General features: G+C 64.8%; 26 protein-coding genes. 19 read left to right on the top strand and 7 right to left on the bottom strand.

What is annotated here, in order from left to right:
• Positions 1 to 58 precede the first annotated feature (58 nt).
• The 3 genes from ABIB91_RS04230 (at position 59) to ABIB91_RS04240 (ending at position 2,707) form a co-directional block, all read left to right on the top strand.
• Positions 59 to 553 (top strand): MarR family winged helix-turn-helix transcriptional regulator, encoded by a 495-nt coding sequence (locus tag ABIB91_RS04230; RefSeq protein WP_354159715.1) that lies wholly within the window; start codon positions 59 to 61, stop codon positions 551 to 553.
• A gap of 99 nt (positions 554 to 652) precedes the next feature.
• Positions 653 to 2,023: a glutamate--cysteine ligase gene (locus tag ABIB91_RS04235; RefSeq protein ID WP_007605054.1), complete on the top strand. Its 1,371-nt coding sequence runs from the start codon at positions 653 to 655 to the stop codon at positions 2,021 to 2,023.
• Between the two features lie 111 nt (positions 2,024 to 2,134).
• Complete coding sequence (locus ABIB91_RS04240; protein ID WP_354159713.1) at positions 2,135 to 2,707, top strand: PAN domain-containing protein; 573 nt, start codon at positions 2,135 to 2,137, stop codon at positions 2,705 to 2,707.
• A 160-nt stretch (positions 2,708 to 2,867) separates the two neighbouring features.
• On the opposite strand, the gene ABIB91_RS04245 is transcribed toward ABIB91_RS04240, so the two are convergent.
• The 3 genes from ABIB91_RS04245 to tldD are packed head-to-tail and all read right to left on the bottom strand — an operon-like array spanning position 2,868 to position 5,689.
• Entirely contained in the window at positions 2,868 to 3,434 is a 567-nt protein-coding gene (locus tag ABIB91_RS04245; RefSeq protein ID WP_354159995.1) for a nucleotidyltransferase family protein, read from the bottom strand.
• 54 nt (positions 3,435 to 3,488) lie between these two features.
• Complete coding sequence (gene lepB / locus ABIB91_RS04250; RefSeq protein WP_007599422.1) at positions 3,489 to 4,265, bottom strand: signal peptidase I; 777 nt, start codon at positions 4,263 to 4,265, stop codon at positions 3,489 to 3,491.
• Complete coding sequence (tldD, locus tag ABIB91_RS04255; protein ID WP_354159711.1) at positions 4,262 to 5,689, bottom strand: metalloprotease TldD; 1,428 nt, start codon at positions 5,687 to 5,689, stop codon at positions 4,262 to 4,264. The genes lepB and tldD overlap by 4 nt, the downstream gene beginning before the upstream one ends.
• Before the next feature lie 149 nt (positions 5,690 to 5,838).
• On the opposite strand from tldD, the gene ABIB91_RS04260 reads away from it, so the two are divergent.
• Positions 5,839 to 6,063: a DUF433 domain-containing protein gene (locus ABIB91_RS04260; protein ID WP_354159709.1), complete on the top strand. Its 225-nt coding sequence runs from the start codon at positions 5,839 to 5,841 to the stop codon at positions 6,061 to 6,063.
• Positions 6,064 to 6,067: 4 nt separating this feature from the next.
• A complete protein-coding gene (locus ABIB91_RS04265) occupies positions 6,068 to 6,391 on the top strand; it encodes a DUF5615 family PIN-like protein (protein ID WP_354159993.1) in 324 nt (107 codons plus the stop codon).
• Positions 6,392 to 6,402: 11 nt separating this feature from the next.
• On the opposite strand, the gene ABIB91_RS04270 is transcribed toward ABIB91_RS04265, so the two are convergent.
• The gene (locus ABIB91_RS04270; RefSeq protein WP_354159707.1) at positions 6,403 to 6,948 is read right to left on the bottom strand and encodes an invasion associated locus B family protein; all 546 of its coding nucleotides are present in this window, start codon (positions 6,946 to 6,948) and stop codon (positions 6,403 to 6,405) included.
• A gap of 448 nt (positions 6,949 to 7,396) precedes the next feature.
• On the opposite strand from ABIB91_RS04270, the gene coxB reads away from it, so the two are divergent.
• The 9 genes from coxB to ABIB91_RS04315 all read left to right on the top strand — a co-directional run bounded on the left by coxB (position 7,397) and on the right by ABIB91_RS04315 (position 14,712).
• Complete coding sequence (coxB, locus tag ABIB91_RS04275) at positions 7,397 to 8,236, top strand: cytochrome c oxidase subunit II (RefSeq protein WP_007599432.1); 840 nt, start codon at positions 7,397 to 7,399, stop codon at positions 8,234 to 8,236.
• A gap of 87 nt (positions 8,237 to 8,323) precedes the next feature.
• A complete protein-coding gene (gene ctaD, locus ABIB91_RS04280; protein ID WP_007605061.1) occupies positions 8,324 to 9,949 on the top strand; it encodes a cytochrome c oxidase subunit I in 1,626 nt (541 codons plus the stop codon).
• A 60-nt stretch (positions 9,950 to 10,009) separates the two neighbouring features.
• Complete coding sequence (locus tag ABIB91_RS04285; protein WP_219684755.1) at positions 10,010 to 10,954, top strand: heme o synthase; 945 nt, start codon at positions 10,010 to 10,012, stop codon at positions 10,952 to 10,954.
• Entirely contained in the window at positions 10,951 to 11,127 is a 177-nt protein-coding gene (locus ABIB91_RS04290; RefSeq protein ID WP_007599435.1) for a cytochrome c oxidase system small membrane protein, read from the top strand. The genes ABIB91_RS04285 and ABIB91_RS04290 overlap by 4 nt, the downstream gene beginning before the upstream one ends.
• 5 nt (positions 11,128 to 11,132) lie before the next feature.
• Complete coding sequence (locus ABIB91_RS04295) at positions 11,133 to 11,783, top strand: cytochrome c oxidase assembly protein (protein ID WP_354159704.1); 651 nt, start codon at positions 11,133 to 11,135, stop codon at positions 11,781 to 11,783.
• Positions 11,784 to 11,861: 78 nt separating this feature from the next.
• Positions 11,862 to 12,758 (top strand): cytochrome c oxidase subunit 3, encoded by an 897-nt coding sequence (locus ABIB91_RS04300; protein ID WP_007599437.1) that lies wholly within the window; start codon positions 11,862 to 11,864, stop codon positions 12,756 to 12,758.
• A 99-nt stretch (positions 12,759 to 12,857) separates the two neighbouring features.
• Complete coding sequence (locus ABIB91_RS04305) at positions 12,858 to 13,259, top strand: DUF983 domain-containing protein (RefSeq protein WP_007599438.1); 402 nt, start codon at positions 12,858 to 12,860, stop codon at positions 13,257 to 13,259.
• Positions 13,256 to 14,017: an SURF1 family protein gene (locus ABIB91_RS04310; RefSeq protein ID WP_354159702.1), complete on the top strand. Its 762-nt coding sequence runs from the start codon at positions 13,256 to 13,258 to the stop codon at positions 14,015 to 14,017. The genes ABIB91_RS04305 and ABIB91_RS04310 overlap by 4 nt, the downstream gene beginning before the upstream one ends.
• A 329-nt stretch (positions 14,018 to 14,346) precedes the next feature.
• Complete coding sequence (locus ABIB91_RS04315) at positions 14,347 to 14,712, top strand: nuclear transport factor 2 family protein (protein WP_354159700.1); 366 nt, start codon at positions 14,347 to 14,349, stop codon at positions 14,710 to 14,712.
• A 94-nt stretch (positions 14,713 to 14,806) separates the two neighbouring features.
• On the opposite strand, the gene ABIB91_RS04320 is transcribed toward ABIB91_RS04315, so the two are convergent.
• Positions 14,807 to 16,147, bottom strand: a complete 1,341-nt coding sequence (locus ABIB91_RS04320; RefSeq protein WP_354159698.1) for a histidine kinase — start codon at positions 16,145 to 16,147, stop codon at positions 14,807 to 14,809.
• 85 nt (positions 16,148 to 16,232) lie between these two features.
• On the opposite strand from ABIB91_RS04320, the gene ABIB91_RS04325 reads away from it, so the two are divergent.
• The 5 genes from ABIB91_RS04325 (at position 16,233) to ABIB91_RS04345 (ending at position 21,575) form a co-directional block, all read left to right on the top strand.
• Positions 16,233 to 16,877: a response regulator transcription factor gene (locus tag ABIB91_RS04325; RefSeq protein ID WP_007599443.1), complete on the top strand. Its 645-nt coding sequence runs from the start codon at positions 16,233 to 16,235 to the stop codon at positions 16,875 to 16,877.
• A 587-nt stretch (positions 16,878 to 17,464) separates the two neighbouring features.
• Positions 17,465 to 18,883 (top strand): threonine synthase, encoded by a 1,419-nt coding sequence (thrC, locus tag ABIB91_RS04330; RefSeq protein ID WP_354159696.1) that lies wholly within the window; start codon positions 17,465 to 17,467, stop codon positions 18,881 to 18,883.
• A complete protein-coding gene (locus ABIB91_RS04335) occupies positions 18,880 to 20,169 on the top strand; it encodes a M16 family metallopeptidase (RefSeq protein ID WP_007599446.1) in 1,290 nt (429 codons plus the stop codon). Before thrC ends, ABIB91_RS04335 begins: the two co-directional genes overlap by 4 nt.
• Before the next feature lie 40 nt (positions 20,170 to 20,209).
• Entirely contained in the window at positions 20,210 to 20,797 is a 588-nt protein-coding gene (locus tag ABIB91_RS04340) for a GNAT family N-acetyltransferase (RefSeq protein ID WP_007599447.1), read from the top strand.
• A 121-nt stretch (positions 20,798 to 20,918) separates the two neighbouring features.
• Complete coding sequence (locus tag ABIB91_RS04345) at positions 20,919 to 21,575, top strand: hypothetical protein (protein WP_354159991.1); 657 nt, start codon at positions 20,919 to 20,921, stop codon at positions 21,573 to 21,575.
• Between the two features lie 215 nt (positions 21,576 to 21,790).
• Here ABIB91_RS04345 and ABIB91_RS04350 read toward each other — a convergent pair whose 3' ends face one another.
• Together ABIB91_RS04350 and ABIB91_RS04355 are read right to left on the bottom strand one after the other, a co-directional pair.
• Positions 21,791 to 22,276, bottom strand: coding sequence for a F0F1 ATP synthase subunit B family protein (locus tag ABIB91_RS04350; protein ID WP_354159694.1), 486 nt, complete (start codon positions 22,274 to 22,276; stop codon positions 21,791 to 21,793).
• A gap of 5 nt (positions 22,277 to 22,281) precedes the next feature.
• The gene (locus ABIB91_RS04355; RefSeq protein WP_007599450.1) at positions 22,282 to 22,848 is read right to left on the bottom strand and encodes a F0F1 ATP synthase subunit B family protein; all 567 of its coding nucleotides are present in this window, start codon (positions 22,846 to 22,848) and stop codon (positions 22,282 to 22,284) included.
• Positions 22,849 to 22,864 lie beyond the last annotated feature (16 nt).

The following is a 22,864-nucleotide window of genomic DNA, read 5'->3' on the forward strand; positions in this document are numbered from 1 at the left end:
AGATTGATGCAGGTGCATCGAATAGGGTAAGAGACGGGCGACGAGCTTGAGCGGGACCATGAAACGCAAACCATCGACCGAGGCGACTTCCGCCTGGATCCGCTTGATGCGGGTACAGAGCCGCGTGCTCAATTGCGTCGAACAGGACCTGAAGAAGGCCGGCTTCCCGCCGCTGGCATGGTATGACGCGCTGCTCGAACTGTCACGGGCGCCCTCGGGCGAGCTCCGGCCGGTCGAGCTCGAACGGCAGATGCTGATCCCGCAATATTCGACATCGCGGCTGATCGACCGCCTGGTCGACGAAGGCCTCGCCTCGCGGCGTGAATGCAAGATCGACAAGCGTGGCCAGTTCGTGGAGATCACGGAAGCCGGGCGCGAATTGCAGAAGCGGATGTGGGGCGCCTATTCGGCCGCGATCGAGAAATATGTCGGTTCGAAGCTGTCCGATGCGGATGCCGTGAAGCTCAGCGGTCTGCTCGACCGTCTGGGCTGCTCGTGCGGCGAGACGAAACTGCCGCCTGCCCACGTCAACGAAACCACGCCGTTGCGATGATCGCGCGGCACACCAGCTCGTCCGTGCAGCCGGTGGCTGCGCGGACCATCCCTGTCACCCACGCGCGTTCGATCGAAGCGCTTTTGATTAGAGTCTGATATGGCGCGAGACCAGATCGATATGACGCCGTTGCAATCGCGTGACGAACTCGTCAAGTGGTTCGAGGAAGGCTGCAAGGACCCGTCCGAATTCCGCATGGGCACCGAGCATGAGAAGACGCCGTTCACGCTCGAAGGCCACCGCCCGGTGCCCTATGAGGGCCCGCGCGGTATCGGCGCGCTGCTCGAAGGCATGAAGCTCCTGCTCGGCTGGGAGCCGATCATGGAGAAGGGCAACATCATCGGCCTCTACGACGTCACCGGCGGCGGCGCGATTTCGCTGGAGCCCGGTGGGCAGTTCGAGCTTTCGGGCGCTCCGGTCGAAAACGTGCACCAGACCCAGAGTGAGCTGATGGCGCATCTGGCGCAGGTGCGCGAGATCGCAACGCCGCTCGGCATCGGCTTCCTCGGGCTCGGCATGACGCCGTCCTGGTCGCGCGCCGACATCCCGGTGATGCCCAAGGGCCGCTACAAGATCATGACCAATTACATGCCGAAGGTCGGCCAGTACGGCCTCGACATGATGTACCGGACCTGCACCGTACAGACCAATCTCGACTTCTCCTCCGAAGCCGACATGGTCAAGAAGCTGCGTGTCTCGCTCGCGCTCCAGCCGGTCGCGACCGCTTTGTTCGCCAATTCGCCGTTTACCGAGGGCAAGCCGAACGGCTTCCTCTCCTTCCGGTCCGAGATCTGGCGCGACACCGACAACGCGCGCGCCGGCATGATGCCGTGGGCATTCGAGGATGGCATGGGCTTCGAGCGCTATGTCGACTATGCGCTCGACGTGCCCATGTATTTCGTCAAACGCGACGAGGACTACATCGACGTCTCAGGCTCGTCGTTCCGCGCCTTCTTCGATGGCCGCAACAACAATCTGCCCGGGGAACGTCCGACGTTGTCGGATTGGGCCAACCATCTTTCGACGATTTTCCCGGAGGTGCGGCTCAAGCGCTATCTCGAGATGCGCGGCTCCGATGGTGGCCCGTGGGGCCGTCTGCCGGCGCTATCAGCGTTCTGGGCCGGGCTGCTCTACGACGATGTCTCGCTGGATGCCGCCTGGGACCTTGTGAAGCACTGGAGCGCGCATGAGCGTCAGGCCCTGCGCGACGACGTGCCGCGCTTCGGCTTCAAGTCGCGGATCAAGGACCGCTATCTGTTCGAGATCGCCAAGGAGTGCCTCGTTCTGGCACATGCCGGCTTGCGCCGGCGCGGCCGGATCGACCAGCTCGGCCGCGACGAGACCAGGCATCTGGAGCCGCTCGATCGCATCATCGATTCCGGCCGCACGCCGGCTGAGGAGATGCTCGACAAGTTCAAGGGTCCTTGGAACGGCTCGGTGGAACCAGCCTACGCGGAATACGCGTTCTAGACCCAAGGCCAGCGATCGGGAGCCGAGCCGTTCATCGCCCGTACAGGTTTGCGGCGATCAAATGGCCGGCTGAAAAACCCGAGCGTCGTCAATAACTCGAAAGCTGTTCCGATGGGGAAGGGCCGCCTGGCCGTCATGGCAAGCGTCCTGGCAAGCGTCGTGGCCTGCGCTGCGCTGCTTTCGCTCGCGTTTTCGAGCTGGCCTGCGCGCGCCCAGACGGCGTTCGACCGGCCCGGCGGAGACTATTTCAGCACCCCGGTCACGTCGGGCGATCCGGAGGATTGCGCGCTGCTGTGCGAGCGCGACCGCCGGTGCCGCTCGTGGAGCTTCAGCTATCCGGACGTCGAAGGCGGCTCGGCCGTGTGCTGGCTGAAGAACACGGTGCCTGCGCGCGTGCCGGGAAGCTGCTGCATCTCCGGTGTGCGCGGCGCCGGCGTGATCGAGCCGCGTGTCGAAGGCGTGGAGACTTCGATCGACCGCCCCGGCGGCGATTTGCGCAATTTCGAGATGAAGGACGGCGAAGGCGAAGAGGCCTGCAAGGCCGCCTGTACCGCCGACAACAAATGCCGCGCCTTCACCTATGCCCGCCCCGGCTACACCGGACGCGAAGCGCGCTGCTTCCTGAAAAAGGAAATCAAGCCGCCGCGGCGGAAGGCGGGCTTCACGTCGGGCGTGGTGAGATAGCATGCAGCTCTCACCACCGTCCTTGCGAGCCACCGGGTCCGCGCGAAGCGCGGCCCGATGACAGGCTCCGCGAAGCAATCCAGAATTGCTTCCGCGGCGGCACTCTGGACTGCTTCGTCGCTTCGCTCCTCGCAATGACGAGGAGGGTAAAGCGGACATCTCACTCCGCCGCGATCACCGTGATCTCGGGCCACAGCGTCTTCCAGCGTGCCGCCTTCGCCGCGTAATTGGCGGCGGAAAAATTCGGCGTCCGATTGGGTCGCACAATCAGCTTCGCGACGTCGTCGAACCCGTGCCGCGCGTAGACGTCGAAATCCCCTCCGGCAGGGCGGATGCCCACCTGCGTATTCTCCGTGAGGAAGCGGTCGATACCGTCGGTCGCGCGCATCAAGGGCGGATAGGGCAGACCGTGCTTGCCGGGATACCAAAGGTGCACGCGCGCCTGGTTGCGGATTTCGACCTTGGGGCCGAGATGCGCGAGCTGTGCGTGCAGCTTGCGGATCACCGCGTCTTCCGCCTCCCATGAGGTGTCGGAATCGAAATAGAACACGTCGTAATCGGCGATGCCGTGATCGATCGGGCGGCCCGTGAGCACGTTCCACGCCGTCTGCACCAGGCAGCCCGCGACGAGCCACGCATCCGGCAGCGCGAGGCGATGGATTTCATCGAGGATCGCCGCGTTCAACGGATTTCGCAGGGCAAGAGCCAGAAATTCGTCGCGGATCATCACTGTTGCGCTTCCTCTCCCGCGTGCAGGAGAGAGGTGAGGGCATTCCGGCCTTCAATGTACGGCGGTGAAAAACCGCGCCATGCGAAATCCGGACAGCCAGGTCCACACCGGCTGGCCCCGGATGCCGAGATCCCAGGAGCCGAGCACGGCATCCGCGCGGCCGACCAGATTGTCGATCGGCAACATGCCGACGCCGCCGGAGCGCAGGGGCACGCGGCTGTCGGCGGAGTTGTCGCGGTTGTCGCCGAGCACGAAAAGATGGCCCGCCGGCACCGTCACTTCCTGCGTGTTGTCGAGCGGACCGTTGTCGCGCATCTTGAAGATCAGGTGCGAGACGCCATTCGGCAGCGTCTCGACATAGCGATAGGCGGGTTCGCTGCCGCCATTGTCGTCCTCGGCGGCGCCAACGCCGTCCGGCTTCAGCTCGGCGGGGCGGTCGTTGACGAAGAGCTGGCCCTGGCGCAGCTGGATGCGGTCGCCGGGCAGACCCACGACCCGCTTGACCCAGGCCTGCGAGCGGTCGCCGGGCCAGCGGAAGACCACGACGTCGCCCTGCTTCGGCGTCTCCGCGAACACGCGGCCGCTCTCGGGCAGGTTGATCTGGATCGGCAGCGACGAGGTGCCGTAGCCGTAGGGGAATTTCGAGGCGATCAAGGCGTCGCCGATCAACAGCGTCGGCTCCATCGAGCCCGACGGCACGTAGAACGGCTCGGCCAGCGCACCCTTGGCGATGAACACCGCCGCCACGATGCCCGCGAGCTGCACGAGCTGGCCTGCCCAGCCGCTGCCCTTCCGCTTGGTGGTGACAGTTATCTTCTCGACGCTCATCCGCCTGTTCCACCCACCGTAATGCGTTCCATCAACAGCGACGGCTGGCCGACGCCGACCGGCACGCCCTGACCGTTCTTGCCGCAGGTGCCGATGCCGGTATCCAGCGCGAGGTCGTTGCCGATCATGCGGATGCGATGCAGGTCGGTCGGCCCGTTGCCGATCAGCATGGCGCCCTTCAAGGGCGCACCGATCTTGCCGTTCTCGATCTTGTAGGCCTCGGTGCACTGAAACACGTATTTGCCCGAGGTGATGTCGACCTGACCGCCGCCGAAATTCGCGGCGAAGACGCCGTTCTTCACCGACGCGAGGATCTCGGCCGGATCGCGGTCGCCCGCGAGCATGTAGGTATTGGTCATGCGCGGCATCGGCACATGGGCATAGCCCTGGCGGCGCCCGTTGCCGGTCGGCTTCATATTCATCAGGCGCGCGTTCTGGCGGTCCTGCATATAGCCGACCAGGACGCCGTCCTCGATCAGCACGGTGCGGTTGGTCGGCGTGCCCTCGTCGTCGATCGACAGCGAGCCGCGGCGCGAGGCAATGGTGCCGTCGTCGACCACGGTCACGCCCTTGGCCGCGACCTGCTGGCCCATCAGGCCGGCAAACGCCGACGTCTTCTTGCGGTTGAAGTCACCTTCGAGGCCATGACCGACCGCCTCATGCAGCATCACGCCGGGCCAGCCGGCCCCGAGCACGACGTCCATCTCGCCGGCGGGGGCGGGAATCGATTCCAGATTGACCAGAGCCTCGCGCAGCGCGCCGTCGGCGGCGTCGCGCCAGGACTTAGCTTCGATGAATTCGGCGTAGCCGGCGCGGCCGCCATAGCCCTTGCTGCCGCTTTCCTGGCGGTCGCCCTGACCGGCGACGACGGAGACGTTGACGCGCACGAGCGGGCGGATATCGCGATAGCTCTCGCCGTCGGGCCGCAGGATCTCGACCACCTGCCAGGTCGCGCCCAGGCTGACGCTGACCTGCCGCACCCGCGGATCCTTGTCGCGCAGATAGGCGTCGATCTCGGCGAGCAGCTTGACCTTGGTCTCGAAGCCGGGGGCATCGAGCGGATTGTCGTCACTGTAAAGCCGCACGTTGGTATGCGCTGGAGGCGCGGCGAAGTTGCCGGAATAGCCACCGCGCACGGCCGCGACCGCGTCCGCAGCGCGAATCAGCGCCGGCAGCGACACGTCCGAGGAATGCGCGTAGCCGACCGCGTCGTCCTTGACGGCGCGCAGGCCAAAACCTTGCGAGGTGTCGTAGGTCGCCTGCTTCAGCCGCCCATTGTCGAACATCAGCGCTTCGGTCTGGCTGTATTCCAGGAACAATTCGCCGTCGTCGGCACCGGCAAGCCCGCGCGCGAGCTCGTTGCGAACCTGATCGCGGTCGAGATTGGCGCGGTCGAGCAGGGAGGTTGTGGCAGGGTCGGTCATGCGTCCGTCCATTATCGGGGGATGTGAGGCAAGATAATGGTTTCCCGGCAGTTCCGCGAGGGGCTTGGCCGTCACATTACGGAAACGATAGGATTGGCACGGGAGTAAGGGGCCCTGACGCGGATGCCGATCGGTGCTATGCTAGTTTCATGAATTACCGAGATATCATCTCGATTGAACCTGGCAAACGCGGTGGGCGACCCTGCATCCGCCACATGCGGATCGCTGTGGCAGATGTGCTCGGCTGGCTGGCTGCTGGCCAGACCCACGCTCAAATCCTCGACGGCTTCCCCGAACTGACCGAGGACGATATCCGCGCTTGCCTGGCCTATGCCGCCGACCGCGAGAGGCGATTGGTGACCGCACCGATATGAGGCGCTGTTCGATCAGAACCTCAGCTTCAAACTTTGCCAGATGATCGACGACCTTTTTCCGGATTCGAGTCACGTCCGGTCTCATGGTCTGTCCGAAGTCGCCGACGGTGCGCTTTGGGAGTTTGCGAAGGCAAATGGTTTCGCGATTGTGACCCAGGACGTCGATTTTGCCGAGCTGGCGGGCCTGTTGGGCTCTCCACCCAAAGTGATTTGGCTTCGGGCGGGCAATCAAACGACCGCGACGATTGCGGCTCTGCTTCGCCGGCACGCGCGGACGATTGAGTCTTTCGAGAGCGATGACAGCACTGCCTGCCTTGAGATCTATTAGGCCGTTAGAGCCTATGGCAGCTTGTCATATCCCTCGCCGAGCCCGTTCAGGCTGAGCGGGAAGCCGATGCCTTCTTCCGGGGTCTCGAAGATGATGAAGGTCGCGGTCTTGGCGGTGCGGAGCTGGCCGAGCAGCTTGTCGTCCATGACGACTTCGGCGACGCAGCCATTGGGCAGGCAGCGGACAAAGCCGGCACGGCCGACATCCTGGTTGTCGAGCTTGAGGCCGAGGCCGGAGGGCAGGAGAACACCGAGGGGGGCGACGACCCGCATCAGGCGGCTCTTCTGGTCGGCGGTCTTGAGAACGATCACGGTCAGGCCGGCGTTGGAGCGGTCTTCGGCCACCACGCTCTGGATCAGGGCGCATTGCTCGGACTGGGCGCCCGGCGGGGTGTCGCAGCGGATCTGCCAGTCGCCATGGACGGAGCGCACCGCGCCCTGCGCATGGGCGAGGCCCGGAAGCGCCAGGACGACGACCGCCGCCAGCACGGCAGCCAGCATCGTAAGGCCGCCAGCCTGGCTTTTAGCCCGCCTTGCCATGGATCTCGAAAACCCCATCGGGTCGGTCCCTCTGCTCGCCTGGGTCGCTCGCACCCGGCGGACTGATACGGGAATGACGGCGTCTTGAAGGCGATTCGCAAGCAAATTCCACGCCGCCCCGGCCGCCGTCGCCCGCACGAATCAGGTTCCTGTGCGGCTGTCCGCCAGTGCCTACCGCGGGCAATTCCGCTGTCAAGCGGCAGCATCCCGGGAAATGGTATTTTTGTCTGATGTTACTAGGAAATATCTTGCGGGTGATGGCTGACAGACGAGGCTCAAGACTGCATTGCGATAGATCAAGAATTATGGTTTGAGAGGCTTGATTTCGGCGTTCTAGCGATCTGGCCCCAATTCCTCTTAGAGGTATTCTTGCGCGGCGGTTTGTCAGACGGGGGGATCGAATAAAGCGTTTCCCGAAAATAGGGGAATGCACTTGGGGTGATTTCGTTAGGGGAGCGCGAACGGCATGAAGATGTCGATGGGCCCGGTGGGCCGGCACTTGCTGGGATTGGCCGTAGCGGGTCTGACGCTGGCGACGGGCGGTGCGGCATTTGCCGAGCTCGGGCAACCGGCTGCGTGGGAGTGGACGCTGCAGCAGTCCGGATCCCCGGTGATGGACAACATCGTCTGGTTCCACAATTTCCTGTTCGTGCTGATCACGCTGATCACGCTGTTCGTTCTGGCGCTGCTCGTGATCGTGGTCGTGAAGTTCAACGCGCGAGCCAATCCGGTGCCGTCGCGGACCACGCACAACACGCTGATCGAGGTAGCGTGGACGCTCGTTCCGGTGCTGATTCTGGTCGGTATCTCGGTGCCGTCGTTCCGGCTCCTGTTCCTAGAGCTCGACGTGCCGAAGGCGGATTTGACCATCAAGGCGACCGGCAAGCAGTGGTACTGGTCCTACGCCTATCCTGATAACGGCAAGTTCGAGTTCGACTCGCTGATGGCCCAGGACAAGCAGCCCCGCCTGCTCGGCGTCGACAACGAGATGGTGGTGCCCGTCAACAAGGTGGTCCGGGTTCAGGTGACCGGGGCCGACGTGATTCATGCCTTTGCGCTGCCGTCCTTCGGCGTCAAGATCGACGCTATTCCGGGCCGGCTCAACGAGACCTGGTTCAAGGCCACCAAGACCGGCATGTTCTACGGCCAGTGCTCGGAATTGTGCGGCAAGGACCACGCCTTCATGCCGATCGCCATCCGCGTGGTGAGCGACCAGGAGTTCGCCTCCTGGGTCGAGACGGCGAAGAAGAAGTACGCGAGCGGCGGCACCAGCACCTACGCCTCCACTGCCGGCCCGACGCAGTGAGCGCCGGGCGAAGGGTTCGAGGAAACTGAAAGCGACATAAGGCGGGACCTCCAGAGGTCCGATCGGGACGCAAGGCAGGATTAGAAAATGGCAACGAGCGCAGCGGCACACGGCGATCACGCGCAAGACCACGGACATGACGAGCACGCCCATCCGACCGGATGGCGGCGCTACGTCTATTCGACCAACCACAAGGACATCGGCACGATGTACCTGATCTTCGCGGTCATCGCCGGCGTCATCGGCGCCGCGATGTCGATCGCGATCCGTGCCGAGCTGATGTATCCGGGCGTGCAGATCTTCCACGAGACGCACACCTACAATGTGTTCGTGACCTCCCATGGCCTGATCATGATCTTCTTCATGGTCATGCCCGCGATGATCGGCGGCTTCGGCAACTGGTTCGTGCCGCTGATGATCGGCGCGCCCGACATGGCGTTCCCGCGCATGAACAACATCTCGTTCTGGCTGCTGCCGGCCTCGTTCGCGCTGCTGCTGATGTCGACCTTCGTCGAGGGCGAGCCGGGCGCCAACGGCGTCGGCGCCGGCTGGACCATGTACGCGCCGCTGTCGAGCTCGGGCCATCCGGGCCCGGCCGTCGACTTTGCGATCCTGTCGCTGCATCTGGCGGGCGCCTCCTCGATCCTCGGCGCCATCAACTTCATCACCACCATCTTCAACATGCGCGCGCCGGGCATGACCCTGCACAAGATGCCGCTGTTCGTGTGGTCGATCCTGGTGACGGTGTTCCTGCTGCTGTTGTCGCTGCCGGTGCTCGCCGGTGCGATCACGATGCTGCTCACCGACCGCAATTTCGGCACAACGTTCTTCAACCCCGAAGGCGGCGGCGATCCCGTGCTGTTCCAGCATCTGTTCTGGTTCTTCGGTCACCCCGAAGTGTACATCCTGATCCTGCCCGCCTTCGGCATGGTCAGCCAGATCGTCTCGACCTTCTCGCGCAAGCCCGTGTTCGGCTATCTCGGCATGGCCTACGCCATGGTCGCGATCGGCGGCATCGGCTTCGTGGTGTGGGCGCACCATATGTACACGGTCGGCATGTCCTCGGCGACGCAGGCCTATTTCGTCGCCGCCACGATGGTCATCGCGGTCCCGACCGGCGTGAAGATCTTCTCGTGGATCGCCACGATGTGGGGCGGCTCGATCGAGTTCCGCGCGCCGATGATCTGGGCGGTGGGATTCATCTTCCTGTTCACCGTCGGCGGCGTCACCGGCGTGGTGCTGGCGAATGCCGGCGTCGACCGCGTGCTCCAGGAGACCTACTACGTCGTCGCGCACTTCCACTACGTGCTGTCGCTGGGCGCGGTGTTCGGAATCTTCGCTGGCTGGTACTACTGGTTCCCGAAGATGTCGGGCTACATGTACAATGAAGGGCTCGCCAAGGCGCACTTCTGGGTCACCTTCATCGGCGTGAACCTGGTGTTCTTCCCGCAGCACTTCCTCGGCCTGTCAGGCATGCCGCGCCGCTATGTCGACTATCCCGACGCGTTCGCGGGCTGGAACCTGGTCTCGTCTGTCGGCTCCTACATCTCCGGCTTCGGCGTGCTGATCTTCCTCTATTGCGTGATCGACGCCTTCGCGAAGAAGGTGCCGGCTGGCGACAATCCGTGGGGTGCAGGTGCGACCACGCTGGAATGGACGCTGCCCTCGCCGCCGCCCTTCCACCAGTTCGAAGTGCTGCCCCGCGTGCAGTAAGCAAATGCTCGCGGCGCCCGTGACGGGCGCCGCGGCTCGACAACCAAGCGAGTCAGTCTAGTGTCCGTCCTCGACCACAACGCCGTCGACATCAATCCCCGCATCTCCGAAGCGGAGGTTGGCGATTACATCGCGCTCCTGAAGCCGCGGGTGATGTCGCTTGTGATCTTCACCGCGCTGGTCGGAATGGCGATGGCACCCGGGCATTTCCACCCGGTGCTGGCCATCACCTCGCTGCTCTGCATTGCGGTCGGCGCCGGCGCGTCCGGCGCGCTCAACATGGCGCTCGAAGGCGACATCGACGCCAAGATGTCGCGCACGGCGAACCGGCCGATTCCGCGCGGCCGCATCACCCGCCCCGAGGCGATGACCTTCGGCATGACGCTCGCCTTCTTCTCGGTGATGACGCTCGGCATCCTGGTCAACTGGATCGCGGGCGCGCTGCTCGCCTTCACCATCTTCTTCTACGTCGTGATCTACACGATCGGTCTGAAGCGCTGGACCGCGCAGAACATCGTGATCGGGGGTGCCGCCGGCGCGCTGCCGCCGGTGGTGGCCTGGGCCGCGGTCACCGGCACGGTCGACGTCGAGCCGCTGCTGCTGTTCGCCATCATCTTCTTCTGGACGCCGCCGCACTTCTGGGCGCTGGCGCTGTTCCGCTCCGACGATTACGCGCGCGCCGGCATTCCGATGCTGCCCAACGTCGCCGGCCCCGACGCAACCCGGCTTCAGATCCTGCTCTATACTATCGTGCTGATCGCGGTCGCTGCTGCGCCCTGGGCGCTTGGTTATTTCGATGCCATCTATGGCATCGTCTCGCTGATCCTCGGCGCCGGCATGCTGGCGTTCGCCGTCAACGTCTACGTGCGTCGCGAGCGTAGCCAATCGCTGCGGGCGACCCGCAAGCTGTTCGCGTTCTCCATCCTTTATCTGTTCGCGCTGTTTGCGACCTTGCTGGCCGAGGTCGTGTTCCGGGCGCTCGCGCCGATGGTAGGGGGCGCATGATCGCAGGAATGGCCGACAAACCCGAGATAGATGGAATCGTCCTCACCGAGGCGCAGAAGAAGAGCCGTCGTCAGCGCTCGATCGCGATCGCACTCGCGCTCGGTGTGCTCGTGGTGCTGTTCTTCGCCGTCACCATGGTCAAGGGGCCGGCCGTGCTCGTCCGGCCGATGTAGGAAACATGGATCAGAAGCCGACCATATCGCAGGATCAGAGCCGGACGGCCGCCAAAGGCCGCAGGCCTTCCAAAGGGCTTGGCCGCGACGTGGTGGTCGCCTCGATCTGCGGCGGCGTGGTCGCGCTGATGGTCGGCGCCTCCTACGCGGCGGTGCCGTTCTACAACTGGTTCTGCCGCGCCACCGGCTTCAACGGCACGACCCAGGTCGCGACCTCGGCGCCGGCCAGCGGTCCGATCGCACGAAAGATCGCGGTGCGCTTCGATTCCAACGTCGCGCCCGGCCTGCCCTGGAAGTTCGAGCCCGAGCAGAGCGAGATCGAGGTCAATATCGGCCAGGTCGTGACCGTCTTTTACACGGTGACCAACCAGGCCGCGCGGACCACCGCAGGCCAGGCCGCCTACAATGTCGCGCCGCTGACGGTCGGATCCTATTTCCAGAAGATCAACTGCTTCTGCTTCACCGAGCAGACCATGGCGCCGGGCGAGAAGCGAGAGATGCCGGTGGTGTTCTACGTCGATCCCTCGATCACCGACGACCACGAGAACGACGGTCTCAACACGATCACGCTGTCCTACACGTTCTATCCGGTGAAGGATCCGGTGGTGAAGCCGCTCGCGGCCAGCGAAGACGACAAACGCAAGGGAAATCTCTGATCTCCGGGCTCACGCGCCGGGGTTGGACATAAGGGGATAAGTGCCTGACAGGCACGGGATTGAGGAGCGAGACCGCAAATGGCAACGGCGCACACCAAGCATCACGACTACCACCTGGTCGATCCCTCGCCATGGCCCGTCGTCGGCTCCATCTCCGCCTTCATCATGGCGGTCGGCGCGATCACCTGGATGCACCACATGTTCTCGGCTGCGCCGATCATCTTCGGTGTCGGCACCGTCGGTGTGCTCTACACCATGGCGAGCTGGTGGGGCGACGTGATCAGGGAAGCCCAGTACAAGGGTGACCACACCCGCGTCGTGCAGCTGCATCACCGCTACGGCATGATCCTGTTCATCGCTTCGGAGGTGATGTTCTTCGTCGCCTGGTTCTGGGCCTATTTCAACGCGGCGCTGTTCCCGGCCGACGCCGTCCACGCCACCCGCGATGCGGTGTTCGGCTGTGGTCTCGGGACAGCGGCCGGCGCCTGCGCCGTGCCGGGCACCTGGCCGCCGCACGGCATCGAGACCTTCGATCCCTGGCATCTGCCGCTCCTGAACACGCTGATCCTGCTCACCTCCGGCACCACGGTGACCTGGGCCCACCATGCGCTGCTCGAGAACGATCGCCAGGGCCTGAAGTATGGCCTGATCCTCACCGTCGTGCTCGGCGCGCTCTTCACCTGCGTGCAGGCCTATGAGTACAGCCACGCGGCATTCTCCTTCGGCGGCAACGTCTACGGCGCGACCTTCTTCATGGCGACCGGCTTCCACGGTTTTCATGTGCTGGTCGGCACCATCTTCCTGCTGGTGTGCCTGTTCCGCGCCTATGCCGGCCACTTCACGCCGACCCAGCATCTCGGCTTCGAGTTCGCCGCCTGGTACTGGCACTTCGTCGACGTGGTCTGGCTGTTCCTGTTCCTCTGCATCTATGTCTGGGGACACGGCGCCGAGACCATGGCCCACGGCGCGCACTGAGCGGGCTGACTTCGGATCGAGAAAGGGCGGCCCCGGGGCCGCCCTTTTGCTTTTCTGCGCGCAGGGGTTTCGGCAGAAACTGTGATAGACCCTGTCATCATGAACAAAGCCGACGACACGTCCGAGTCGCAAGCCACCGTCCTGCAGAGCGCGCTGCGCGGGCTTGCCTGCAAATGCCCGCGCTGCGGCCAGGGCAAGCTCTATGCGGGCTTCCTGACGCTTGCGCCGTCCTGCGAGCATTGCGGCCTCGACTACGCCTTCATCGATTCCGGTGACGGTCCGGCGATCTTCATCATCATGCTGGCCGGTGCGATCGTGGTCGGCTGCGCGCTCGTCGTCGAGGTCAAGTACCAGCCGCCGTACTGGCTGCATGCGGTGCTGTGGCTGCCGCTGATCCTTGCGACCACCCTGCTGCCGTTGCGCGCTATGAAGTCGCTGCTGATCGCGCTGCAATTCCACCATAAGGCGGCACCGGGCCGGCTGGTCGACCGCGCGAAATGAACGAGACCGTGCGCAAGCCCCGCGTGGCCGGCTTCGCGCTGTTCACGCTATTCCTGACTGCGGTCTGCATCGTGCTCGGTATCTGGCAATTGCAGCGCCGCATCGCCAAGCACGAGCTGATCGCCGCACTCACCGAGCGTCTCGCGGAGGCACCGGTCGCTCTGCCGCCGCCGGCGCGATGGGCCGCGCTAAGTCCCGCGCGCGATGAATTCCGCCGTGTCAGCTTTACCGCGACCTATGCGCCGTTGCCCGATGCGATGGTCTATTCCCCCGGATCCGCCGTACGCAAGGATGCGTCAGGCCCCGGCACCTGGGCGTTCCTGCCGGCGCGGCTGCCGAGCGGAGAGACGGTGGTCATCGATGCGGGCTTCGTCGAAAACACCATGCAGGATCGCAGCGTCGAGGATCGCGCGGTCAAGAAGCTCGTCACGGGGCAGGCGGTCTCGTTCACCGGCTATCTGCGCTTCCCCGAGGCACCTGGCTGGCTGACCCCGGCGGCGAACCGCGACAAGCGGCTGTGGTTCGTGCGCGATCACGTGGCGATCGCGAGCGCGCTGGGCTGGGGCGCGGTTGCGCCGTTCTATGTCGACCTCGAGCAGCCCGCGCCCGGGAACGGCATTCCGCGGCCGGGGCCGCTCGACGTGCATCTCAAGGACGATCACCTGCAATACGCCATCACCTGGTTCACGCTTGCAGGCGCCGTGCTCATCGCCTTCGCCGTTTGGGCAAGAGGGCGGCGACGGGGCCGAGCTCCGTAGATCCACTCAGGAAACCCAGGGCTATCGCATATGACGTCTCGGCGGCGCCAGAGCGAACGCCTCATCCTTCGAGACGACCGCTTCGCGGCCTCCTCAGGATGAGGCTCAGCTGCATCCATCCGCGTTGAAATGCTGCCGCATACTCATCCCTCATCCTGAGGGCCCGCCGCAGGCGGGCGTCTCGAAGGATGGCCGCAGTCGAATATGTTTCTTCATATGCGACAGCCCTGCCAGGGAACCCGGTATCGCCCGGGGTTTACCATTCAGCGCACATTCACGAGTGTGGTCCTAAGCCGCCATCGTTTTTCCGCGGCCGACAGGATTGCAGCGTGAGCGATTTCGACCAGATGGGAATTGTCGTCGACTGGGTGGATGCCTGCAGGAAGGGCGACCTCGCGGCGCTCCTCGACCTCTATGCGGACGACGCCCATGTCGAATGCACGTGCAACGGCACGCAGCGCTATCGCGGCCGGAGCGAGCTCGAAGCCTATTGGCAGCCGCGGCTCAGCGCTTTCTCGTCGGTCGTTTTCGGGCTGGAGGAAATCCATCCTGCGCCACACGGCGTCGATCTCGAATATTCCGTCGCCGGCGCGCTACGCTTCCGCGCCTCGTTTTGTTTTAGTCCGGACGGCAAGATCCGCACCACGCTGTGCGAGCCGGCGCGACAGAACGCGCAGCTTGGCTGGGCGTGCTAGAGTTTCCGTCCTGATTAAATCAGAACCGAACACCAGATTCTGTTTTGACGCGTTTTCTTCACGCGAACTGGTATCCACTTCGCTCGAAAAGGCTCTAGCCGGTGACCGGCGCCTCGCGTGCCGGCTCGGCGGGAAGGCGGCAGCGCACATAAGTCCTGTCGTCCACGCGCAGCAGTGACAGCGATCCGCTGAGTGCGCGCACGCGCTCATGCATGCCGGTCAGGCCGCGGCCGAACACATTACCTTCGGGAAAGCCGCCGCCATCGTCGGAAATCTCGATGACGACCGTCTCCCCGGCGAAGGTCGCCTGCACATGGGCATTGCTGGCGCCGGCATGACGCAGCACGTTGGTCAGCGCCTCCTGAATCACGCGATAGACGGTCTGAGCCAGCGGCCCGCCGATCGCGTTGAGATCCGGATCGATCGTGTCCGTCAGGTCGATAGACGGCGCCTGCTTGCGAAAATTCCGGAGCAGCGTCTGCACGGTGGTCTCCAGACCCAATTCCTCGATGTAGAGCGGTCGCAACCGGTCGAGGATGCGGCGGTTGGTCTGCTGGAGCGCCTCGACCGATTGCAACACATCCTGCGCCGAACTGCCGGGATTTCCCGCCGGGGGCGAGGCGTCGGCCAATGCGATCGTGCCGGCGCGGATGCTGAACAGCAACGGACCGAGTTCGTCGTGCAGTTCGCGCGCGAGATCGCGCCGCTCGTCGTCCTGAAGCGACACCAGGCGGTGCAGCAGGTCGCGATTATCCTGGCTCAATTGCGCCAGCGTTTCGGCCAGCGCATTGGCCTCCTCGCAGCTTTGCCGGATTTCCGGCGGTCCTCTGACCGGGATCGGCGTTGCGTAGTCGCCGCGCCGCATCCGCGTGAGTCCTTCGCCGAGATCTTGCAGCGGGCGCAGGGCCGATCCCGCGAAAACATAGGCAATGGTGCCGGTGAGCACCATCAGCACGGCAACGAGGATGGTCAGCGCGAGAAAGCCGATCCACTTCTCGAACAGGTCGGCCGACAGGTCCGGCAGGAAGACGAGATCGCCGACACGCTGGCCGCCGATCGTCACCGGAGCCGCCGCGTCCATGTCCGGAATGGTGAGCAGGTCGACAAACCATTGCGGTACGCCATGCGGCTTGCGCAGGCCGTCCCTCGCTGAGGACGCGGGACCCGTCTCCACGGCACGGAATTGGATATCGGAGGAGGTGTCCAGAGAATGGACAAAGGCGTCGAGCGTCTGCCGCGGGTTGTTCGAGGTGCGCAGGGTATTGTTGAGCGCGGCGGCAATGGTCTGAATCGAACGCCGCCCCGGCTCGTTCTCGTCCGCCAATTGGCCGGTCGCGAAGGTTTGGAGCAGCACGCCGCCCATGATCAGCGCGGCGAGGAAGCTCAAGCCGAGCGGCAGAAACAGTTGGGTCCTGAACGAGAAGCGTTGCCACATTAGGTCAATTCTAACGCGCGTCAGGGGATTTTGCTCTTTCCATTTGTTCCCGTCGGTTTATGAGTCGAAAAACTAGAGAATTACAATGCAAGATACTGCCAAGCCGGCGACCCGCGTCCTGATTGTCGACGACCATCCCGTGGTGCTGTCCGGTTGCCGCACCCTGTTCGCCACCGACCATTCGATCCGGATCGACGAGGCGACCGACGCCAAATCCGGGCATCGCGCCTATGTCAGCAAGCGGCCCGACGTCACTGTGATCGACATCAGCCTGCCCGACGTCTCCGGCTTTGAACTGATGCGGCGCATTCGCAAGGACGATCCTGACGCCAAGATCATCATGTTCAGCATGAACGACGATCCGGCCTTCGTGGTGCGGGCGGTCGAGCTTGGGGCGCAAGGCTACGTCTCAAAGGGCGACGATCCCCGGATCCTGCTCAAAGCGGTGCGCAAGGTGGTTGCGGGCGACAATTTCATCTCACCGCAGCTCGCGGAAGCCGTGACGTTTTCCGGCGCGGCGATCAAGGCCAATCCTGCCTCGCAGATGACGCCGCGGGAGCTCGAGATTCTTCGCCTGCTGGGTCGAGGCGACAAGATCGTCGAGGTCGCCGAGGCGCTCGGTATCTCCTACAAGACCGTCGCCAACACCACCTCCCTGCTCAAGCAGAAGCTCGGTGCCAAGAACCATTCCGACCTGATCCGGATCGCGGTGGAAATCGGGATGAATTGACGCCCGGGCGCCGAACCGGCTGCTCCAGGATGCTGCCGGTTCGGCGGGCGGACCGGTCTCGGCGCTCAGCCGGGCAATGCATGGATAGCGCCGATACCATCCGCCGACACAATGAGCGCAGCCATCGTTCGTTCCCGAACTGTCCGATCGTTCGGGATATAATGGCAGTGCGTGACGCAAGACCGCTCGCGAACGTTTGCCCGCGCCGAAGCGTGTCGGGAAAAACAGGAACATTTTCTCGCACATCCCGTTTTGTCCCTTGACGATGTCGTGACAGCCGACGAAAGCTTGCGCGAACAGTTTTTGCGGGTCGGTGACCCCAAGAGGCCGAACCGGTCTGCACACAACGACAGACCTTCCAAGAGAGGGCTGCGGCATTGCCGCAGCCCTTTTCGTTGGCAGCCCTTTTCGTTGGCAGCGTTTTTCGTTGGCAGCCTTTTTCCTTGAATGGCCCCAGGCGCGAAGCGGTTTCCTGATGCCGCAAAACACTTTATGGTGGCCCAAAGCCTCTGGCTGTTAACAAGTAATTTCGTAAAATCAAAGGCTTGCGGATCGAGCCCAGGCTCGGCCGGCCTTTGGAGGGCAGTTTGACTCGTTATATCTCGACCCGGGGCGAGGCCCCCGAACTCGGCTTCTGCGACGTGATGCTGACCGGGCTCGCTCGCGACGGCGGCCTGTATGTGCCGGCCACCTGGCCGCAACTCTCGCCTGACGCCATCGCCGGCTTCTTCGGTCGTCCCTATTGGGAGGTCGCGGTCGAGGTGATCCGCCCCTTCGTCGCCGGCGAGATCTCGGACGCCGAGCTCGGCCGCATGGCGAACGAGGCCTACGCCACCTTCCGCCATCCGGCGGTGGTGCCGCTGCGCCAGATGGCGCCGCACCAGTTTGTGCTTGAGCTGTTCCACGGTCCGACGCTCGCCTTCAAGGACGTGGCGATGCAGCTGATCTCGCGGCTGATGGACCACGTGCTCGCCAAGCGCGGCCAGCGCACCACCATCGTGGTCGCGACCTCGGGCGACACCGGCGGTGCTGCGGTCGACGCGTTCGCAGGGCTCGAAAATGTCGATCTCATCGTGCTGTTCCCGCATGGCCGCATCTCCGAGGTGCAGCGGCGGATGATGACGACCACGGGCGCGGCCAACGTCCATGCGCTCGCCGTCGAGGGCAATTTCGACGATTGCCAGGCCATCGTGAAGGCGATGTTCAACAACCATCGCTTCCGCGATGCGACCTCGCTGTCCGGTGTCAATTCCATCAATTGGGCGCGCATCGTCGCCCAGGTGGTCTACTATTTCACCTCCGCCGTTGCCGCCGGCGCACCCGCGCGCGCGGTGGACTTCGTCGTGCCGACCGGCAATTTCGGCGACATCTTTGCCGGCTATGTCGCCAAGCGCATGGGTCTTCCGGTGCGGACCCTGGGCATCGCCGCCAACGTCAACGACATCCTGGCGCGCACGCTGAAGACCGGGATCTACGAGGTACGCGAGGTCCACGCGACGGCGTCGCCGTCGATGGACATCCAGATCTCCTCGAATTTCGAGCGGCTGCTGTTCGAGGCCGGCGGGCGCGATGCCGCCGGCGTGCGCCGTCTGATGGATTCGCTGAAGCAATCCGGCCGCTTCGTGCTGCCCGATGCGACGCTGGCCGCGATCCGCGAGGGGTTCGACGCAGGCCGCGCCGACGAGACCGAGACCGCGGCCGCGATCCGCGCCGCCTGGCGCGAGGCGGGCGAGCTGGTTGATCCCCACACCGCGGTCGCGCTTGCGGTCGCCGACCGCGACACCACGGACAGGACGGTTCCCAGCATCGTGCTGTCCACCGCGCATCCTGCCAAATTCCCCGATGCGGTCGAAGCGGCCTGCGGCCAGCGGCCGCAACTGCCGGCCTGGCTCGATGGTCTGATGACCAAATCCGAACACATGAAGGTGATGAAGAACGACCAGGCCGAGGTCGAGCGGTTCGTGCTGTCGGTCAGCCGCGCCGCGAAACAGGGAGTTGCCGGATGAGCGTCGAGATTTCCAAGCTTGCGTCCGGCCTGACCGTCGTCACCGACAAGATGCCCCATCTCGAGACCGCGGCGCTTGGCGTCTGGGCCGGCGTCGGCGGGCGCGACGAGAAGCCCAACGAGCACGGCATCTCGCATCTCCTGGAACATATGGCGTTCAAAGGCACGACGAAGCGCTCGTCGCGCGAGATCGTCGAGGAGATCGAGGCGGTCGGCGGCGACCTCAACGCCGGCACCTCGACCGAGACCACGTCCTATTATGCGCGGGTGCTGAAGGCTGACGTGCCGCTCGCGCTCGACGTGCTCGCTGACATCCTGGCCAATCCGGCCTTCGAGCCCGACGAGCTCGAGCGCGAGAAGAACGTCATCGTGCAGGAGATCGGCGCGGCGCAGGACACGCCTGACGACGTCGTGTTCGAGCACCTCAACGAGCTCTGCTATCCCGACCAGCCGATGGGCCGCTCGCTGCTCGGCACCGCGAAGACCTTGCGTGCCTTCAGCCGCGACTCGCTGCGCGACTATTTGTCGACGCATTACCGCGGGCCGGACATGGTGGTGGCGGCCGCCGGGGCGGTCGATCACAAGCAGGTGGTCGCCGAGGTCGAGCAGCGCTTTGCCAGTTTTGAGGGGACAGCGGGTCCCAAGCCGCAACCCGCGCAGTTCGGCAAGGGCGGCACCAAGGTGGTGCATCGCGAGCTCGAACAGGCGCATCTGACGCTGGCGCTGGAGGGCGTGCCGCAGACCGATCTGTCGCTGTTCTCGCTCCAGGTCTTCACCAACATCCTCGGCGGCGGGATGTCGTCGCGGCTGTTCCAGGAGGTGCGCGAGAAGCGCGGCCTCTGTTACTCGATCTACTCGTTCCACGCCCCCTATACCGACACCGGCTTTTTCGGCCTCTACACCGGCACCGATCCGGCCGACGCGCCCGAGATGATGGAGGTCGTGGTCGACATCATGAACGATTCGGTCGAGACCCTGACCGAGGTCGAGATCGCGCGGGCGAAGGCGCAGATGAAGGCGGGGCTGCTGATGGCGCTGGAGAGCTGCTCGTCCCGCGCCGAGCAGCTCGCCCGGCATGTGCTGGCCTATGGCCGGCCCCAGACCGCCGAGGAGCTGGTGGCCCGGATCGACGCCGTCAGCGTCGAATCGACCCGGGATGCGGCGCGTGCACTGCTTTCGCGCAGCCGCCCCGCGGTTGTCGCATTAGGCAGTGGCAGGGGTCTGGACACGGCGGTGTCTTTTGCGGAAGGATTGACCCGGGCACGCGCCAAGGCGCGGCTGCATTAGGAGCCGCGCACGGGTTGATCCGCCCCCGGGAAGCATCACCATGGCCCTCTTTCGCCTGCCATCCAGTGGACCCGCCGCTCTCGCGCCGCGCGGCAACGGCCTGTTGCTACGCGCGCCGCAGATGTCGGACTTCCTGCAGTGGGCCCATCTGCGCGAGTCCAGCCGCGATTACCTGACGCCCTGGGAGCCGATCTGGCCGTCGGACGATCTCACGCGCTCCGGTTTCCGCCGTCGCCTGCGCCGCTATTCCGAGGACATCGCCGCGGACCGGTCCTATCCCTTTCTGATCTTCCGGGAGCTTGATGGCGCCATGGTCGGCGGCATCACGCTCGCCAATGTCCGCCGCGGCATCGTCCAGGCCGGCACCATCGGCTATTGGGTCGGGAAGCCCCACGCCCAGCGCGGCTACATGACGGCCGCGCTGCGTGTGCTGCTGCCGACGCTGTTCGGCGAGCTCAATCTGCACCGGGTCGAGGCGGCCTGCATCCCGACCAATGCGCCCTCGATCCGGGTGCTGGAGAAGTGCGGTTTCTCGCGCGAGGGGCTGGCGCGCCGCTATCTCTGCATCAACGGGGTCTGGCAGGACCATTTGCTGTTCGGCCTGCTGCACGAGGATTTCCGCGGCTGAGCCGTTCGTTGATGTGACCAAAGTCTCCTGTGTGCCTGCCTTGGGTTCGCCGGTTTTGACGATATAACGGCGCAACCCGGCCGGTGATCGGCCGTGATGTTGTCATGGAGTGTGGGTGTTGATGGTGCAGGAGCTTCGGTCATCGCGGAATGCGTTGCGGCGGGGGGCGGCGGTCGCGCTGGCGTTGTCGGTTGCACTCGTCTCCGTCTCGCCGGTTGCGGCGCAGTCGCTGACCGATCGATTCAAGGGCCTGTTCGGCGGCAAGTCGGACGAGCCGGCTCAACCCAAGCCGGCACCTGCGCCAGGCCAGCCGGCGGCCGATGACGATCTTGATTGCCCGCAGGTCACGGTGCGTGCCGGAGCCTCCACCTATGCGGTCGGTGCCACCGGCAAGCCGGCCGTCGGCAACGAGATCCGCTTTCAGGCCACCATCACCAAGATGGCGCGCGAATGCGCCCGCGATGGCGGCGATATCACGGCCCGGATCGGCATCCAGGGCCGCGTCATTGCCGGTCCCGCCGGCGCGCCTGCGACCGTCGAGGTGCCGCTGCGCGTCGCCGTGGTGCAGGGCGGCGTCGGCGAGAAGGTGATCGCTTCCAAGGCCTACCGGACCACGGTCGGAATGTCGGAGGGCGGCAGCGTGCCGTTCACCTTCGTGGCCGAGGATCTGGTCTATCCGATGCCTTCGGCCAAGGACGCCGATAGCTATATCTTCTATGTCGGCTTCGATCCGCAGGCGCTGTCGCCCGAGCCGAAGGCGCGGGTGAAGAAGAAGTAGGGCGGTCTCGTGCCCCGGACGCGGCGCAGGCGCGCAGCGGTGCGACGCAGAGCCGGGGCCCATGTTGCGGTCAGCGTTATCGTGTGAGGCATGGGTCCCGGCTCTGCGGAGCAGCGTTACACGCTGGGCCGCGTCCGGGACACGAGAAGAAGCCATACCAACAAAAAAGCCGGCGCTCATCGCGCCGGCTTTTTGATGGGTGAAGGCGAAGCCCCTCAGTTCAGCTTCTGCCGGACCTCGGTGATGCCCTTGGCGAGCAGATCGTCGGCGACCTGGCCCCTGACCGACTGCGACAGGATGGTGGAGGCGGCCTGGACGGCGGCTTCGGCGGCTGCGGCGCGGACATCGGCCACCGCCTGGGCCTCGGCGAGCGCGATCTTGCCCTCCGCGGTCTTGGTGCGGCGAGCGACGAAATCTTCCACCTTGGCCTTGGCCTCGGTTGCGATGCGCTCGGCTTCGCTCTTCGCGTTGGCGATGATGTCGGCGGCCTCGCGTTCGGCCGAGGCGGTGCGCGCCTTGTAGTCGGCGAGTACCTTGGCGGCTTCCTGCTTGAGGCGCGTCGCGTCGTCGAGCTCGGCCTTGATGCGATCGGCGCGATGGTCGAGCGCAGTCATGGCCTTCTTGAAGACACCGAGATAGCCGAACCCGACCATCAGGATCACGAAGGCGATGGCGACCCAGGTTTCAGGATCGAAGAACATATCGATTAACCCTTCAAGGACGCATCAACGGCGGCATTGACCAATGCCGCGTCCGGAACCACGCCGGTGAGCTGCTGCACGATGGTGCCTGCCGCATCGGCCGCGATGCCGCGGACGTTGCTCATGGCGGTCGCACGGGTCGAGGCGATGGTCTTCTCCGCCTCGGCGAGCTTGGCCGCCAATTGCTCTTCCAAAGCCTTGCGCTCGGCGTCCGCCTGCGCATTCGCCTTGTCGCGGGATTCGTTGCCGATGGCCTGCGCGCGCGAGCGTGCCGAAGCAAGCTCGCTATCATAGGCCTTCAGCGCCGCTTCGGACTGGTCCTTCAGCTTCTGCGCTTCGGCGAGGTCGCCCTCGATCTTGTTCTGACGCGCCTCGATCGCACCGCCGACGCGCGGCAGAGCGAGCTTGGACACGATCACGTAAAGCGCGACGAAGAAGATCGCGAGCGACACCAGCTGCGAAGCATAGGTGCTGCTCTCGAACGGCGGAAAACCGCCACCGTGGTGACCACCGTCAGCCTCGGTGTGAGCGCCCGCCGCCGGACCTTTTGCGCCGCCATGACTTTCAGCCATGGAGTACTCCTGTTGC

Origin of the sequence: Bradyrhizobium sp. JR4.3, assembly GCF_040547695.1 — a bacterium.
GTDB lineage: Bacteria > Pseudomonadota > Alphaproteobacteria > Rhizobiales > Xanthobacteraceae > Bradyrhizobium > Bradyrhizobium canariense.

Excerpts from the sequence above, each read along its gene's own strand:
- ABIB91_RS04230 (WP_354159715.1), top strand. The coding sequence starts at position 59 with ATGAAACGCAAACCATCGACCGAGGCGACTTCCGCCTGGATCCGCTTG.
- ABIB91_RS04235 (WP_007605054.1), top strand. The coding sequence starts at position 653 with ATGGCGCGAGACCAGATCGATATGACGCCGTTGCAATCGCGTGACGAA.
- ABIB91_RS04240 (WP_354159713.1), top strand. The coding sequence starts at position 2,135 with ATGGGGAAGGGCCGCCTGGCCGTCATGGCAAGCGTCCTGGCAAGCGTC.
- ABIB91_RS04245 (WP_354159995.1), bottom strand. The coding sequence starts at position 3,434 with ATGATCCGCGACGAATTTCTGGCTCTTGCCCTGCGAAATCCGTTGAAC.
- lepB (WP_007599422.1), bottom strand. The coding sequence starts at position 4,265 with ATGAGCGTCGAGAAGATAACTGTCACCACCAAGCGGAAGGGCAGCGGC.
- tldD (WP_354159711.1), bottom strand. The coding sequence starts at position 5,689 with ATGACCGACCCTGCCACAACCTCCCTGCTCGACCGCGCCAATCTCGAC.
- ABIB91_RS04260 (WP_354159709.1), top strand. The coding sequence starts at position 5,839 with ATGAATTACCGAGATATCATCTCGATTGAACCTGGCAAACGCGGTGGG.
- ABIB91_RS04270 (WP_354159707.1), bottom strand. The coding sequence starts at position 6,948 with ATGGGGTTTTCGAGATCCATGGCAAGGCGGGCTAAAAGCCAGGCTGGC.
- coxB (WP_007599432.1), top strand. The coding sequence starts at position 7,397 with ATGAAGATGTCGATGGGCCCGGTGGGCCGGCACTTGCTGGGATTGGCC.
- ctaD (WP_007605061.1), top strand. The coding sequence starts at position 8,324 with ATGGCAACGAGCGCAGCGGCACACGGCGATCACGCGCAAGACCACGGA.
- ABIB91_RS04290 (WP_007599435.1), top strand. The coding sequence starts at position 10,951 with ATGATCGCAGGAATGGCCGACAAACCCGAGATAGATGGAATCGTCCTC.
- ABIB91_RS04295 (WP_354159704.1), top strand. The coding sequence starts at position 11,133 with ATGGATCAGAAGCCGACCATATCGCAGGATCAGAGCCGGACGGCCGCC.
- ABIB91_RS04300 (WP_007599437.1), top strand. The coding sequence starts at position 11,862 with ATGGCAACGGCGCACACCAAGCATCACGACTACCACCTGGTCGATCCC.
- ABIB91_RS04305 (WP_007599438.1), top strand. The coding sequence starts at position 12,858 with ATGAACAAAGCCGACGACACGTCCGAGTCGCAAGCCACCGTCCTGCAG.
- ABIB91_RS04310 (WP_354159702.1), top strand. The coding sequence starts at position 13,256 with ATGAACGAGACCGTGCGCAAGCCCCGCGTGGCCGGCTTCGCGCTGTTC.
- ABIB91_RS04320 (WP_354159698.1), bottom strand. The coding sequence starts at position 16,147 with ATGTGGCAACGCTTCTCGTTCAGGACCCAACTGTTTCTGCCGCTCGGC.
- ABIB91_RS04325 (WP_007599443.1), top strand. The coding sequence starts at position 16,233 with ATGCAAGATACTGCCAAGCCGGCGACCCGCGTCCTGATTGTCGACGAC.
- ABIB91_RS04335 (WP_007599446.1), top strand. The coding sequence starts at position 18,880 with ATGAGCGTCGAGATTTCCAAGCTTGCGTCCGGCCTGACCGTCGTCACC.
- ABIB91_RS04340 (WP_007599447.1), top strand. The coding sequence starts at position 20,210 with ATGGCCCTCTTTCGCCTGCCATCCAGTGGACCCGCCGCTCTCGCGCCG.
- ABIB91_RS04345 (WP_354159991.1), top strand. The coding sequence starts at position 20,919 with ATGGTGCAGGAGCTTCGGTCATCGCGGAATGCGTTGCGGCGGGGGGCG.
- ABIB91_RS04350 (WP_354159694.1), bottom strand. The coding sequence starts at position 22,276 with ATGTTCTTCGATCCTGAAACCTGGGTCGCCATCGCCTTCGTGATCCTG.
- ABIB91_RS04355 (WP_007599450.1), bottom strand. The coding sequence starts at position 22,848 with ATGGCTGAAAGTCATGGCGGCGCAAAAGGTCCGGCGGCGGGCGCTCAC.